This window comes from Streptomyces marianii, assembly GCF_005795905.1.
Lineage (GTDB): Bacteria > Actinomycetota > Actinomycetes > Streptomycetales > Streptomycetaceae > Streptomyces > Streptomyces marianii.
The window spans coordinates 3,518,817-3,531,933 of record NZ_VAWE01000001.1; the positions used below are offsets into that span (position 1 = coordinate 3,518,817).

Below are 13,117 nucleotides of genomic sequence, written 5' to 3' on the forward strand. Positions count from 1 at the left end.
GTCCGACCGCGGTGAACAAGACGTTCCGGGCGTTCGACCCACGCCAGGTCCTGCTGTTGCCGCCGTCGCTGGACGACTGGCTGCCCGAGGACCACCTGGCCCGGTTCGTCGCCGACCTGGTCGACGAGGTGCTCGACCTCGGGCCGGTCCTGGCGGACTACACCGAAAAGCGCGGCTACCCGCCCTACGACCCGCGGCTGATGGTGCGGCTGCTGATCTACGGATACACCACCGGGGTGCGCTCCTCACGGGCGATCGAGCGCCGCCTGGCCGACGACGTCGCGTTCCGGTTCCTGGCCGCCGGCCAGGAACCGGACTTCCGCTCGATCGCCCGGTTTCGCCGCCGCCACCTCGATGCGCTCGCCGGTCTGTTCGCCCAGTCGCTGCACCTCGCGACCAAGCTCGGCATGGTCAAGATGGGACGCGTCGCGCTGGACGGCACGAAACTTGAGGCCAGCGCCTCCAAGCACAAGGCGATGAGCTACGGTCGCCTGGTCGACAAGGAAGAACGCATCGAGGCCGAGATCGCACAGCTGGAGGCACAGGCCCAGGCCCTGCTGGCCGACGCGGAGGCCATCGATGAAGCCGAGGACCACGCCTTCGGCGTGGACGGCAAGGAGACGGACCTGCCCGCCGAACTGGACCGGCGTGAGAAGCGCCTGGCGAAGCTGCAGGCCGCCCGCACGCAGATTGAGGCCGAGGCCGCTGACAAGGCCCGCAAGCATGCCGAGGACAAGGAACGCCGCCGTCAAGAGCGCGCCGACATCCACGACGGGCAGGCCGTCACCAGCGCCGGGGAGAAGGCCGCCAAGGCGGCACGCCCCAAGCCGAAGGCGCAGGCCAACTTCACCGACCCCGACTCGCGGATCATGAAGAACAGCGACGGCGCCTACATCCAGGCCTACAACGCCCAAGCCGTCGTCGACGAAGAACACCAGGTCATCACCGCCGCCGACGTGACGACAAACCCTTCGGATGCGCTGAACTACACCACGATGCTCGACCAGTCCGCCGCCAACACCGGCGTTCATCCCAAGCAGGCCCTGGTCGACGCCGGCTACTGCTCCGAGACCAACCTCGAAGCAGCGCGAGAGCGCCATCTGGCCTGCGGCACCGACACCTTCATGGCCACCGGCCGGCTGACCCACGACGAGCAGGTCCCGCCCGCACCGCGCGGACGCATACCCAAGGACGCCACACTCAAAGAGCGCATGGCCCACAAGCTGCGGACCAAGCCGGGCAAGGCCGCCTACAGCCGCCGCAAGGCCATCGTCGAACCCGTCTTCGGACAGATCATGACTTGCCAGGACGGCCGCCAGCTCCTCCTGCGCGGCGAGGACGGTGCCCGTGGTGAATGGCGACTGCTGGCGGCCTGCCACAACCTTCGCAAGATCTTCCGACACGCCGGGACCGCCGGGCTCGCCGGCCTGACCGGGTAACCCACCAGGCCTCCCCGGCCACACCACGAGCCCTGCACCTGGCAGACCCCCACCGAAGCCCCACAGACCCCGACAGGCCCTCCGCAACCGATCCGCCGACCACAGAAGCCGAGCCGCTTGCTCGTTACTGACCCACGCTCCTAGTCGGCCCTGGAGCCCCCCAGCTCTCCCTCCCAGCGGCGGTACAGGTCGTGCACGACGCCCGCCGCGTCCAGCACCCGCCCCGCCACGAAGTCCACCAGGTCCTGGATATGCGTCGCTCCCGCGTAGAAGGCGGGGGACGCGGGCAGGACCACCGCGCCCGCCTCGTCCAGCGCCACCAGGTGCCGCAGGGTCTGGCCGCCCAGCGGGGTCTCCCGCACGGCCACCACGAGCTTCCGGCGTTCCTTGAGCGTGACGCTCGCCGCCCGCTGGAGCAGGTCCTTGGACAGCCCGAGCGCCACACCGGCGACGCAGGCGGTGGACGCCGGCACGATCAGCATGCCCTTCACCGGGTACGACCCCGAGGACGGTCCGGCGGCCAGGTCACCGGCCGCCCAGTGGCGCACCTCGCTCACGTCCACCCGGAAGGTCCCGGGCTTGCCGTCCGCGCCGCGCTCCAGCCAGGTGCGCAGATCGTCCTGCCAGCGCGCGTCCCGGAACGCGATCCCCGTCTCGTCGAGCAAGGTGAGCCGCGAGGCCCGCGACACCACCAGGTCGACGCTCTCACCGGCGTCGAGCAGCCCGCGCAGTACGGCTGCGGCGTAGGGAGTCCCGGACGCCCCGGAGACCCCGACGACCCACGGGGTGCGGTTGGCGTCGTTCATGGGATTGAGCCTATCCGGCCACCGGGTGGCGGAACTGAGTCAGGTGCCCCGGACGTTTCCGGGGAGAGACGCGGGAATCACAGGGGGCCACGATGTCGACAGCCTCGCTCGAGCCGAGCCGGACCGACCGGGCGAAGGCGGCCGGCAAGCTGGTGCTTGCCTGGGTGGCGCTGCTGTGGGCGCTGGAGGTGGTCGACCACGCCACGGGCCACAGCCTCGACGCGTACGGGATCACACCGCGCGAGCCCGGTGAACTGGCGGACGTCGTCCCGGCGTCCTTCCTCCACTTCGGCTTCGACCATCTGGCGTCGAACACCGTTCCGCTGCTGGTCTTCGGCTTCCTCGCCGCACTCGGCGGCGTCCGCCGGTTCCTGGCCGTCGCCGCGCTGATCATCGTCGCCGACGGCGTCGGCGTCTGGCTGATATCGCCGCCGGGCTCGATCACGGCGGGCGCGTCCGGTCTCGTCTTCGGCCTCTTCGGCTATCTGCTGGTCCGCGGTTTCGTGGACCGGCGGCCGCTGGACATCGGCGTCGGTCTGCTCGTCGGCGCGATATGGGGCAGCTCGATCCTGCTGGGCCTCTCCCCCGCCAACACGGGCGTGAGCTGGCAGGGGCACCTCATCGGACTGGTGGCGGGCGTGGCGGCGGCCTTCATGTTCCGCCGCCGCAGACCGACCGCGACCACTGCCTGACGGGGCCGCTCGGGTCCGGACACGGGCCGGGGCGCGCGGCGTGCTCAGTCCCGGACCGCGGGATCCACGGGCAGTTCTCCCGTGTCCAGCGTGAGTCTTCCGACGCCCGTCTCCACGACCACCGTCTTGCCGTACGGCAGCGTGTCCCGGCCGAGATAGCCGTCCGGGCCGGGATTCCAGAGCGTGAGGCATTGAGCCTCGTAGGGGTCGAAGACCAGGTAGTGGGGGATGCCGCGCCTCGCGTAGGCCCGGTCCTTGATCTCGTAGTCGTTGCGGACGCTGCCCGGCGAGACCACCTCGACGGCGAGTTCGATGAGGTCGGGTGAGTAGGCGCTCAGGTTCTTCTCGCTCTCGGCCCTCGGGATGACGGCGAGGTCCGGGCAGAACTCGTTCGCGTCGTCGAACGGGATCGTGACGTCGCTGATGAAGTCCCACTCGTCGGAGAGCTGGGCCTCCAGGGCATTCCACACCGCCCTGATCGTCTTGGCGTGGTGCGGTTCGACCGGGCTCATCACGATGGCACCCTCGACGATCTCCGTCCGGTAGCCCGGGAACATGCCCTCGAGACGGCTGAGCTGCGAGTGCAGACGGTCGATCTCCGAGACGGTGACGGTCACATCGGCCTCCCTGTCCATGCACTCGATGGTAGGCCGCACGGTACCTACGGGGTGAGGCCCCGAACGCCCAGATCGATCAGGGCGCACACGAACAGGGCAATGCCGATGAAGCCGTTGACGGTGAAGAAGGCCCGGTTCAGCCGGGAAAGGTCGTGCGGCGTCACGATCGTGTGCTCGTAGACGAACGCGACCGCGACGATCACCAGACCCAGCCAGAGGAAGAGCCCGGCGCCGGTGGCGAGGGCGTACCAGACGAAGAGGGCCATCGTCACGGCATGGCAGGCCCGGGCGCCCCACAGGGCCGCCGGGATGCCGAAGCGGGCCGGTACGGACAGCACGCCCTGGGCCCGGTCGGCCTGGACGTCCTGGCAGGCGAAGATCAGGTCGAAGCCGCCGATCCACACCCCGACCGCCAGTCCGAGGATCACCGCGTCCCACGACCAGGCCCCCGTCACCGCCAGCCAGGCCCCGACGGGCCCCATGGCCTGGGCGAGTCCCAGGATCGCGTGCGGGAAGTTCGTGAAGCGCTTCCCGTACGGATAGACCACCATCGGAACGACCGCGACCGGCGCGAGTGCCAGGCACAGGGGGTTGAGCAGGGCGGCGGCGCCGAGGAAGACCACGACGGCGATGCCCGCCCCGGTCCAGGCGGACCGCACCGACACCGCTCCGGTCACCAGTTCGCGGCCGGCCGTCCGGGGGTTGCGGGCGTCGATCTCCCGGTCGATGATCCGGTTGCAGGCCATGGCGAACGTCCTCAGGCCCACCATGGCGACGGTGACGAGCAGCAGCGTCACCCAGTCGACGCTCCCGCCGCCCTCGTACATCGCGGTGAGCGCCGCGATGTACGCGAACGGCAGCGCGAAGACCGAGTGCTCGATCATCACCAGCCGCAGGAACGCCTTCGTCCGGCCGGGACCCGGCACCGTTGCCGCGGACGCGCTCACAGGCCGTACTCCTTCCACCTGCGGTCGACCAGCGCCGCCGTCTCCGGGTCCGAGAGGACCATCTCCGGCCAGCCTCCGTCCCGGGTGTAGCCCTCCTCGGGCCACTTCCGGGTCGCGTCGATCCCCGCCTTGCCGCCCCAGAACTGCTGGTAGGAGGAGTGGTCGAGATGGTCCACGGGCCCCTCGACGACCGTCAGGTCGCGGGAGTAGTCGGTGTTGCCGAGCGCCCGCCACGACACCTCGTGGAGGTCGTGGACGTCGCAGTCGGCGTCCACGACGACGATCAGTTTGGTCAGCGACATCATGTGCGCGCCCCAGATGGCGTGCATGACCTTCTGCGCGTGCTTCGGGTACTTCTTGTCGATCGAGACGATCGCGCAGTTGTGGAAGCCGCCCGACTCGGGCAGGTGGTAGTCCACGATGTCCGGCACGATGATCTTGAGCAGGGGGAGGAAGAAACGCTCCGTCGCCCGGCCGAGTGGACCGTCCTCCGTCGGGGGGCGTCCCACCACGATCGACTGGAGCAGCGGACGCCTGCGCATCGTCACGCAGTCGATCGTCAGCGCGGGGAAGTCCTCCTGCGGCGTGTAGAAGCCGGTGTGGTCCCCGAACGGCCCCTCGGGAAGCATCTTCCCCGGCTCCAGCCAGCCCTCCAGAACGACCTCCGCCTGCGCGGGCACCTGGAGCGGCACGGTCTTGCAGTCGACCATCTCGATCCGCCTGCCCTGCACGAAGCCGGCGAACAGGTACTCGTCGATGTCCCCGGGCAGCGGCGCGGTCGAGGCGTACGTCACGGCCGGCGGGCAGCCGAAGGCGATGGCGACCGGCAGCTTCTCACCCCGCCGCGCTGCCACCTGGTAGTGGTTGCGGCTGTCCTTGTGGATCTGCCAGTGCATGCCGATGGTGCGCTTGTCGTGGCGCTGGAGCCGGTAGAGGCCGAGGTTGCGCACCCCGGTGTCCGGGTCCTTGGTGTGGGTGAGGCCCAGGTTGAAGAAGGAGCCGCCGTCGTCGGGCCAGGTGAACAGCGCGGGCAGCCGGTCCAGATCGACCTCGTCACCGCGCAGCACCACCTCCTGCACCGGTGCGTCCTTCACCTTCTTCGGCGGCACGTGCGTCATCGCCCCGAGCTTGCCGAACGCCTCGCGCACCCCGACGAAGCCGTGCGGCAGCTCCGGCTTCAGCAGTCCGCCGATCTTCGTGCTGATCTCGTCGTACGACTTCAGTCCCAGTGCCTTCAGCAGCCGGCGGTCGGTGCCGTACACGTTCATGGCGAGGGGCATCGACGAGCCGCGCACGTTCTCGAAGAGCAGCGCGGGCCCGCCGGACTTCTGGACCCGGTCGACGATCTCCCCGACTTCCAGGTACGGGTCGACTTCGGCCTTGATGCGCTTGAGGTCGCCCTCGCGCTCCAGCGCCCGGAGCAGCGAGCGAAGATCGTCGTAAGCCATGCCGTCCAGTATCTGCCACTCGCTACGCTGGACTCGTCACGGGGGCCGTTCCACGGCCCCGTTCTCCGCACGCAGGGGGCCGCCAATGCTTCGGGTGCTGATGTTCTTGGTGCCGCTGGCGCTCAGCATCTACGCCTTCATCGACTGCATCTCCACCGACGAGAAGGAGATCCGGCACATCCCCAAGCCGCTCTGGGCGATCCTCGTGCTGCTCTTCCCGCTCGTCGGTTCGATCTCCTGGCTGATCGCCGGAAAGGACCGCGGCGCGCCCCGTTCGACGCGGCGCGGCGGCTGGGTGGCGCCCGACGACAACCCCGAGTTCCTGAAGTCCCTCGACGACGAGGGCGGACCCGGGCAGCCCGGGGACCGGGCGAAGGACCCCAAGCGCGACGAGGACCCGGGCACGTCCTGACGACGGGAGGGCCGGGGTCGTGGACCGGGAGCTGGCACGGCGGTGGCTGTCCACCGCCTACGAGGAGGCGCGCGCCGGCCTCGCGGAGGGCGGCATCCCGATCGGTGCCGCGCTGTACGGGACGGACGGCTCGCTGCTGGGCCGCGGACGCAACCGCCGGGTCCAGGACGACGACCCCTCGGTGCACGCCGAGACGGACGCGTTCCGCGCCGCGGGGCGTCAGCGGTCGTACCGGGGAACGACCATGGTGACCACCCTCGCCCCCTGCTGGTACTGCGCCGGGCTGGTCCGGCAGTTCGGCATCTCCCGGGTCGTGGTAGGCGAGGCGGAGACGTTCCACGGCGCCCACGGCTGGCTGGCGGTGCACGGCGTGGAGGTCGTGCTCCTGGACGATCCCGCGTGCGCGGAGCTGATGCGGGAGTTCGTCGACGGCCGTCCGGACCTGTGGCACGAGGACATCGGCGTCGACGGCTGACCACCGCAGGCGCCGTCCCGTGCCGGCCGGTCAGGCGCGGGCGGCGTACTCCGCGCGGAGCTGCTCGAAGCGCTCCGGTGTCCAGGTGGACCAGTCGGCGGGCCGGCCGTCGAGTGCGTCGGACAGGTACTCGAAGTGCTGGTGCCAGCCGGCCAGGTTGTCGAGGCGCCGCCCGTCCGGGCCGGAGAACTCGTTGGTGAAGCGCAGCACGGTGGCGAGCGAGTCGGCGGGGGCCGGCTCCATGTGGAAGCGGATGCGGCCGTGCGTCGCGACGGTGTACTCGGCGACGGCCTCCCAGTCCCAGGCCGTGACCCGCCCGGAGACCACGGCCCCGTCGACGCTCTCGTCCGCGTTCAGCCAACGGAGCGTCACCGCACCGTCCAGCCGGGGTTCCAGCAGGTCGGCGGCGGCCAGCCACTGCGGCAGGCCCTCGGGGGTCGCCACGGCGGCCCAGACCCGCACCACCGGGTGCGGCAGATGGAGCACGTAGTGCAGGACGTGGACCGGGCCGTCGTCGCCGGCACGGGTCTCGCTGGTGCCGTACGGGATCGCTTCCGTCATGGCACCCAGCGTCGCCCGCACGTGCCGGGTCCGCTACCGCGTCTCGCCCACTCGGACGCCTGCCGGGACGTCCCCCGGGCGTCCCGGCACCGGCGCGGCGGCTCAGACCCCCGCGTAGCCGTGGAGGCTGTTCACGAAGAGGTTGACGCCGTAGTAGTTGAAGAGGAAGCAGGCGAAGGCGATCAGCGCGATGTACGCGGCCTTGCGGCCCTTCCAGCCGGCGGTGGCGCGGGCGTGCAGATACGCGGCGTACGCCACCCAGGTGATGAAGGACCAGACCTCCTTGGCGTCCCAGCCCCAGTAGCGGCCCCAGGCGTCGCCCGCCCAGATCGCTCCGGCGATGATCGTGAACGTCCACAGCGGGAAGATCGCGGCGTTGATGCGGTACGCGAACTTGTCCAGGGACGCCGCGGCGGGCAGGCGCTCCAGCACCGAGCGGGCGAAGGAGCCGGGATCGCCGCCGTCGGCGAGCTTGTTCTCGTAGGAGTCCCGGAAGAGGTACAGCAGGGTGGCGACCGCGCCCAGGTAGAAGACCGCACCGCAGAAGATCGCGGTGGAGACGTGGATCCACAGCCAGTACGAGTGCAGGGCCGGGACGAGCTGGTCGCTCTCGGTGTAGAGCCAGGTGACCGCGATGCCCAGGTCCAGCAGGACGGTGGTGACCAGCGGCAGGCCGATCCAGCGCACGTTCTTCCTGGCGAGCAGGAAGCCGAGGTACGCGCCGACCGCCACCGTGGAGAAGGTGGTGGAGAACTCGTACATGTTGCCCCAGGGGGCACGCTGCACCGAGACCGCGCGGGTGACGACGCCGGCGGCCTCGACCAGGAAGGCGAGGGCGGTCAGCGAGACCGCGATCCGGCCGTACATGTCGCCCTGCCGGTCGCCGCCGGCCGCGCCGGGGCCGTCGGGCACGTCCCGGGCACCGGCCGACGACCGCGTGACGACCTCGGGTCGCTCCAGGACGGCGGTCCCGCCGCCCTTGCGGGCGACCCGGACCTTCGGTGCGGCGGACGAGCCGTCCGCGGTGAGCGCGGCGGCGGTGCGACCGACCTTGCTGCGGCTGCCGAACGTCCACTCGGCGATGTGCGCGAGGAAGGCCAGGGTGTACACGGCCATGGCCGAGTAGATCAGCACGTTGCTGAACTCGGCGAGGCTCTCGTTGTTGGCGGCGGCGAGATTCACTTCTCAGCCCCTTCGGAGGGAACAGCTTCGGCAGGTTCGGGATCGGGCGCGGTCGGCGCCTCGGCGTTGAGCGACGCGGCCAGCTCGGCCAGTTCCTCGGGGAGCCGGGCGGACTCGCTCCGGCCCAGTCCCGCCATCTCGACGACGGTGACGCCGTCCTCACCGCGCACGGCACGCACCCACACGCGGCGGCGCTGGATGAACAGGGAGCCGACGAGTCCGGTGATCGCGGCGACGGCACCGGCGAGGGCGAGTCCGTTGCCCGGCTGCTGGGAGATCTGGAAGCTCGCCCACTCCTTGATCTCCTTCTCGAAGGTGATCGAGCCGGCGCCGCCGGGGAGCTTCATCGTCTCGCCGGGCAGCAGGGTCTGCTTGAACACCTCGCCCTTGCCGTCCCTGAAGGGCTCCATCTTGCGGGTGTCCAGCTGGTACACGTTCTGCGGGACACCCGAGTCGACGCCGAGACTGCCGTGGTACGCGCTGAGGTTGAGCGCCGGGAAGACCAGGGCCGGGAACTGCGAGAACATCTGGCCGTTGCCCTTGCCGGCGTAGGTGGGCACGAAGAACGCCGGGAAGCCGAGCTGTTCCTTCCGGCCGTCCTTGTTCCGGTAGCCGTCCATCACCTTGATGACGCCGGTGGAGCTGACGTTGTTGTCGACGGGCAGCAGCGGCACGGCGGCCTGGTGGACGATCTGGCCCCTGCCGTCGCGGACGGTGACGACCGGCGCGTAGCCGTGGGCGAGCAGATAGACCTTGGAACCGTCGATCTCCAGCGGCTCGTTGACCCGGATGACGGCGTTCTGCTCCTTGCCCTCGGCGCCCTCGGCGTAGGTGACCGCCGCCTCGTAGGTGCGGGCCGTGCCCTTCTGGGGGCCGCTGGGCTCGTACGTGCCCGTGAACTGGTCCAGGGTGAAGTGGAACGGGGGCAGGTCCTCGATGTCGAACATCGACCCGGACTTGAAGTCGTCGTACTGGGTGAGGGTGTTCGCGAAGCCGTCGCCCTCGACGACCAGCTTGCCGCCCTCGGACTTGAAGAGCTGCCCGGCGGCGAAGGCCACGAGCATCACGATCAGGGCGACGTGGAAGAGGAGGTTGCCGACCTCGCGGAGGTAGCCCTTCTCGGACGCCACGGCGTCCCCGGCGGCATGGGCCCTGAACCGCCGCTTCCTGAGCAGCGCGAGGGCGGCCTCGCGGACCGCCTCGGGCTCGGCCCCGGTGCGCCACGTGGTGTACACGGGCAGCCGGGTGAGGCGCTTGGGCGCACCCGGCGGACGGCCGCGCAACTGGTCGGCGAACTGCCAGGTCCTGGGCACGATGCAGCCGATCAGCGAGACGAACAGCAGGATGTAGATCGCGGAGAACCACACCGAGCTGTAGACGTCGAAGAGCTGGAGCTTCTCGAAGACCGGCGTCCAGAACTCGTTGTTCGTCTTCCAGGTGCGGACCTTCACCTCGTCCACGCTGTTCTGCGGGATGAGGGATCCGGGAATCGCGCCCAGCGAGAGCAGGAAGAGCAGGATCAGCGCCACCCGCATGGAGGTCAGCTGGCGCCAGAACCAGCGGATCCAGCCGGCCGTCTCGCGGACGCCCCAGGCGAGCGCGCCGGCGGGGCCCGGCGCGCGCCGTCCGCCGAAGGAGCCGGGCACGGCCCGTTCCTGCGGGGCGGTGGACAACTGCTCACCCGCCCTGCCGAGGTCCCCGGCCTCCTGCCCGGCCCGTGCGGCGTCGGCGCTCTCCGTCGTCGTGTCGGTCTTGCCCATCGATCAGATTCCCACCTGGAAGCCACTGGACCAGCTCTGCATCTCCTGCACGAGGATGTCCCACACGCCTGTGAGCAGCAGCACGCCGGTCGCGATCATCATGCCGCCACCGATCCGCATCACCCAGACGTAGTGCCGCTTGACCCAGCCGAACGCACCGAGGGCCTTGCGGAAGGCGATGGCCGCGAGCACGAACGGCAGTCCGAGGCCGAGGCAGTACGCGGCGGTCAGCAGCGCCCCCCGGCCGGCGCTGCCCTGCTGGGCGGAGAGGAACGTCACCGAGGCGAGGGTCGGGCCGATGCACGGGGTCCAGCCGATGCCGAAGAGCGCGCCCAGGACCGGCGCCCCCACCAGTCCCGTCGCGGGCCGCTTGTGAAAGCGGAACTCGCGCTGGGTGAGGAAGGGCATCAGGCCCATGAAGAACACGCCCATCAGGATCATCAGGACGCCGAGGGCCGTGGTGAGGACTTCGCGGTGTTCCTGGAGGGTCCAGCCGAAGAAGCCGAAGAGGGCCCCTCCGGAGACGAAGACGGCCGAGAAGCCGAGCACGAAGAGCGCGGCCCCGGAGGCCATCCGTCCCTTGCGGGCCTCCGCAAGATCGGTGCCGGTGACGCCGGTCACGTACGACAGGTAGCCCGGGACCAGCGGCAGTACGCAGGGGGAGAAGAAGGACACCAGGCCCGCCAGGACGGCGACGGGAAGCGCGAGCAGCATCGCGCCGCTCATGACCGTCTCGTTCTGCATCCCTACTTCTCCGCGACCACGGGGTCGATCATGGAGCGGAGCTGCTTGTCGTCCAGTGCCGTCAGGGCGCGGGCCGCGATCTTCCCCTCACGGTCGATGACGATCGTGCTGGGGATCGCCTGCGGGTTGAGGCTGCCCTTGGGGAACTTCAGGATCAGCTTGCCGATGGGGTCGTGGAAGCTCGGGTACCGGACGTCGTAGTCCTTCTCGAAGGCGAGCGCCGGGCCGGTCTGCGGGTCGCGGGTGTTGATCCCGAGGAACTCCACGCCCTTGCTCCGGGTCTCCTCGGCGATCCCGGTCAGGTAGGGCGCCTCGGCGCGGCAGGGCGCGCACCACGAGCCCCACAGGTTCAGCACGACGACCTTGCCCCTGTAGTCGGCCAGGTCGAGCGGCTTGCCCGTGAGGTCCTTGCCGGACAGCCGGGGGGCCGCCATGCGCTTGCCCTTGGGAGCGGTGACGATCCCGCCCGTGCCGGTGACGAAGTTGGTGTCACCGCCGCCCCCGGACCTGCCGTTAGCATCACCGGTGCACGCCGACAGCGTGAGCGCGGCGGCGAGCGCGCCGACGGTGAGCAGGATGCGTCGAGGGGCGGGGGCAGACATCATGTGAAAAGTTTCGCATGAGGGTTCAGGCGATCTCGGCCGCCCCCCTGACTGCCCGTAACGCCCCTTGTCAAGGGTGGTTAAGGAGTGTGGCGCGCCGGGGATCCGCACCCCGCTTTCCGGTGTGCGGGCTACGCGGCGTTCTTGAGGAAGGCGTTCCAGCCGCCCACAGGGGGCTGCCCGACCTCGAGGGAGCGGAGTTTCGTGAGGATCTTCGGGTCCTGCACGTCCAGCCAGTCGCAGAACTGCCGGAACGACACGAGCCGCACGTCCTTCTTTCCGGCCATGGACTTCAGGGCCTCCTCGACGGCGTCCATGTATATGCCGCCGTTCCACTGCTCGAAGTGGTTGCCGATGAAGAAGGGGGCGCGATTGGACTCGTAGGCCCGCCGGAATCCGTTGAGGTAGGCGTCGGTGGCCTGCCTGCGCCAGCCCGGGTAGCGGGACGGCATGCCGTTGGTCGAATTCTTCGACTGGTTGGCGAGGATGTTGTAGTCCATCGAGAGCACCTCGAAGGAGTGGCCGGGGAACGGCACGGCCTGCAGCGGCAGGTCCCAGACGCCGCCGCGCTTCTCGGGCCACTTCTGGCGGCCGCCGGGGGAACTCGCGTCGTAGCGCCAGCCGAGCTTCTTCGCGGTCGGCAGGAGACTGTCCTGGCCGAGCAGGCAGGGAGTGCGGCCGCCCACGAGTTCCTTGCGGTAGTCGAAGGGGAGCGGATCGAGGCCCGTCCAGCCGCTGTTGCTCTTCCACCGGGTGACGAAGGACACGGCCTGGTCGATCTCGTTCTCCCACTGGGCCGGCGTCCAGTTGCCCACGGACCCGGGTCCACCGCAGAAGTGTCCGTTGAAGTGGGTGCCCATCTCGTGGCCTTCGAGCCACGCCTGCCGCACGTACTTCAGGGTGTCCTTGATGTGCGCGTCGGTGAGGTAGCCGATGTCGGAGGCGCCGACCGGATTGTTCGGCGGACGGTAGAGCGATTTCCTGGACTCGGGGAGCAGATAGAGCCCGGAGAGGAAGAACGTCATCGCCGCGTCGTGGCTCCTGGCGAGTTCCAGGAAACGCGGGAAGAGCCCGTTGCCGACCTCACCCGCGCCGTCCCAGGAAAAGATCACGAATTGCGGCGGGGCCTGCCCCGGTTCGAGCGGAACCGGGGCCTCGGGCTGCTTCGGCTGCTTTCCCGTGTCGGCGGTCGAGCCGTCGCCTATGAGACGCACCGGTTCCTTTCCGGGACCGGGCGCCCTGCCGTCGTCACCGCCTTCCCGCCGCTGCTTCCCCCCGCCGCCCGAACCGGCGCCGCAGCCCGCGGCACCGAGGGCTGCGGCGGCACCGAGTCCCACTCCCAGCAGGCTCCTTCGGGTGATGTTGCGCATGCCGACCGTCCCCGCTTCCCTGTCGCGTCCCCGCACGTACTCGTATGGAGAGAGATGGCGTG

The 13,117-nt window shown here is 70.0% G+C and carries 14 protein-coding genes; 4 read left to right on the forward strand and 10 right to left on the reverse strand.

Features of this window, described 5'->3' with window-relative positions:
- Positions 1-11 precede the first annotated feature (11 nt).
- Positions 12-1,439 carry an IS1182 family transposase gene (locus FEF34_RS15770; protein WP_456114791.1) on the forward strand — a complete coding sequence of 476 codons (1,428 nt, stop codon included), beginning with the start codon at positions 12-14 and terminating at the stop codon, positions 1,437-1,439.
- Positions 1,440-1,579: 140 nt separating this feature from the next.
- Here FEF34_RS15770 and FEF34_RS15775 read toward each other — a convergent pair whose 3' ends face one another.
- Positions 1,580-2,245, reverse strand: a complete 666-nt coding sequence (locus FEF34_RS15775) for a UbiX family flavin prenyltransferase (protein ID WP_138053756.1) — start codon at positions 2,243-2,245, stop codon at positions 1,580-1,582.
- Positions 2,246-2,337: 92 nt separating this feature from the next.
- Between FEF34_RS15775 and FEF34_RS15780 the strand changes: the two genes are divergently transcribed.
- Positions 2,338-2,937, forward strand: a complete 600-nt coding sequence (locus tag FEF34_RS15780) for a rhomboid family intramembrane serine protease (protein WP_138053757.1) — start codon at positions 2,338-2,340, stop codon at positions 2,935-2,937.
- Positions 2,938-2,981: 44 nt separating this feature from the next.
- Here FEF34_RS15780 and FEF34_RS15785 read toward each other — a convergent pair whose 3' ends face one another.
- From FEF34_RS15785 to FEF34_RS15795, 3 genes are read right to left on the reverse strand one after another with little or no spacing between them, the layout of a single operon-like run.
- On the reverse strand, positions 2,982-3,572 hold the full coding sequence (locus FEF34_RS15785; RefSeq protein ID WP_138053758.1) for a Uma2 family endonuclease: 591 nt from the start codon (positions 3,570-3,572) through the stop codon (positions 2,982-2,984).
- A 26-nt stretch (positions 3,573-3,598) separates the two neighbouring features.
- The gene (gene mqnP / locus FEF34_RS15790; RefSeq protein ID WP_138053759.1) at positions 3,599-4,501 is read right to left on the reverse strand and encodes a menaquinone biosynthesis prenyltransferase MqnP; all 903 of its coding nucleotides are present in this window, start codon (positions 4,499-4,501) and stop codon (positions 3,599-3,601) included.
- Positions 4,498-5,949 carry a menaquinone biosynthesis decarboxylase gene (locus tag FEF34_RS15795; RefSeq protein WP_138053760.1) on the reverse strand — a complete coding sequence of 484 codons (1,452 nt, stop codon included), beginning with the start codon at positions 5,947-5,949 and terminating at the stop codon, positions 4,498-4,500. The genes mqnP and FEF34_RS15795 overlap by 4 nt, the downstream gene beginning before the upstream one ends.
- Positions 5,950-6,034: 85 nt before the next feature.
- Here FEF34_RS15795 and FEF34_RS15800 point away from each other — a divergent pair, with 85 nt between their 5' ends.
- Positions 6,035-6,361, forward strand: coding sequence for a PLD nuclease N-terminal domain-containing protein (locus tag FEF34_RS15800; protein WP_138053761.1), 327 nt, complete (start codon positions 6,035-6,037; stop codon positions 6,359-6,361).
- Positions 6,362-6,380: 19 nt separating this feature from the next.
- Positions 6,381-6,836: a nucleoside deaminase gene (locus tag FEF34_RS15805; RefSeq protein WP_138053762.1), complete on the forward strand. Its 456-nt coding sequence runs from the start codon at positions 6,381-6,383 to the stop codon at positions 6,834-6,836.
- Between the two features lie 30 nt (positions 6,837-6,866).
- On the opposite strand, the gene FEF34_RS15810 is transcribed toward FEF34_RS15805, so the two are convergent.
- The 6 genes from FEF34_RS15810 to FEF34_RS15835 form a co-directional block, all read right to left on the reverse strand.
- The gene (locus FEF34_RS15810) at positions 6,867-7,397 is read right to left on the reverse strand and encodes an SRPBCC domain-containing protein (protein WP_138053763.1); all 531 of its coding nucleotides are present in this window, start codon (positions 7,395-7,397) and stop codon (positions 6,867-6,869) included.
- Between the two features lie 102 nt (positions 7,398-7,499).
- Positions 7,500-8,579 (reverse strand): c-type cytochrome biogenesis protein CcsB, encoded by a 1,080-nt coding sequence (gene ccsB / locus FEF34_RS15815; RefSeq protein ID WP_138053764.1) that lies wholly within the window; start codon positions 8,577-8,579, stop codon positions 7,500-7,502.
- A complete protein-coding gene (gene resB, locus FEF34_RS15820) occupies positions 8,576-10,339 on the reverse strand; it encodes a cytochrome c biogenesis protein ResB (RefSeq protein WP_138053765.1) in 1,764 nt (587 codons plus the stop codon). Before resB ends, ccsB begins: the two co-directional genes overlap by 4 nt.
- 3 nt (positions 10,340-10,342) lie before the next feature.
- Entirely contained in the window at positions 10,343-11,083 is a 741-nt protein-coding gene (locus tag FEF34_RS15825) for a cytochrome c biogenesis CcdA family protein (protein ID WP_138053766.1), read from the reverse strand.
- A 2-nt stretch (positions 11,084-11,085) separates the two neighbouring features.
- Positions 11,086-11,688: a TlpA family protein disulfide reductase gene (locus FEF34_RS15830; RefSeq protein WP_138053767.1), complete on the reverse strand. Its 603-nt coding sequence runs from the start codon at positions 11,686-11,688 to the stop codon at positions 11,086-11,088.
- 128 nt (positions 11,689-11,816) lie between these two features.
- Positions 11,817-13,055 (reverse strand): polysaccharide deacetylase family protein, encoded by a 1,239-nt coding sequence (locus tag FEF34_RS15835; RefSeq protein WP_138053768.1) that lies wholly within the window; start codon positions 13,053-13,055, stop codon positions 11,817-11,819.
- Positions 13,056-13,117: the final 62 nt, after the last annotated feature.

Coding starts and splice junctions, on each gene's coding strand:
- FEF34_RS15810 (WP_138053763.1), bottom strand. CDS start 7,397: ATGACGGAAGCGATCCCGTACGGCACCAGCGAGACCCGTGCCGGCGAC.
- resB (WP_138053765.1), bottom strand. CDS start 10,339: ATGGGCAAGACCGACACGACGACGGAGAGCGCCGACGCCGCACGGGCC.
- FEF34_RS15825 (WP_138053766.1), bottom strand. CDS start 11,083: ATGCAGAACGAGACGGTCATGAGCGGCGCGATGCTGCTCGCGCTTCCC.
- FEF34_RS15830 (WP_138053767.1), bottom strand. CDS start 11,688: ATGATGTCTGCCCCCGCCCCTCGACGCATCCTGCTCACCGTCGGCGCG.
- FEF34_RS15835 (WP_138053768.1), bottom strand. CDS start 13,055: ATGCGCAACATCACCCGAAGGAGCCTGCTGGGAGTGGGACTCGGTGCC.
- FEF34_RS15795 (WP_138053760.1), bottom strand. CDS start 5,949: ATGGCTTACGACGATCTTCGCTCGCTGCTCCGGGCGCTGGAGCGCGAG.
- FEF34_RS15775 (WP_138053756.1), bottom strand. CDS start 2,245: ATGAACGACGCCAACCGCACCCCGTGGGTCGTCGGGGTCTCCGGGGCG.
- FEF34_RS15780 (WP_138053757.1), top strand. CDS start 2,338: ATGTCGACAGCCTCGCTCGAGCCGAGCCGGACCGACCGGGCGAAGGCG.
- FEF34_RS15800 (WP_138053761.1), top strand. CDS start 6,035: ATGCTTCGGGTGCTGATGTTCTTGGTGCCGCTGGCGCTCAGCATCTAC.
- FEF34_RS15785 (WP_138053758.1), bottom strand. CDS start 3,572: ATGGACAGGGAGGCCGATGTGACCGTCACCGTCTCGGAGATCGACCGT.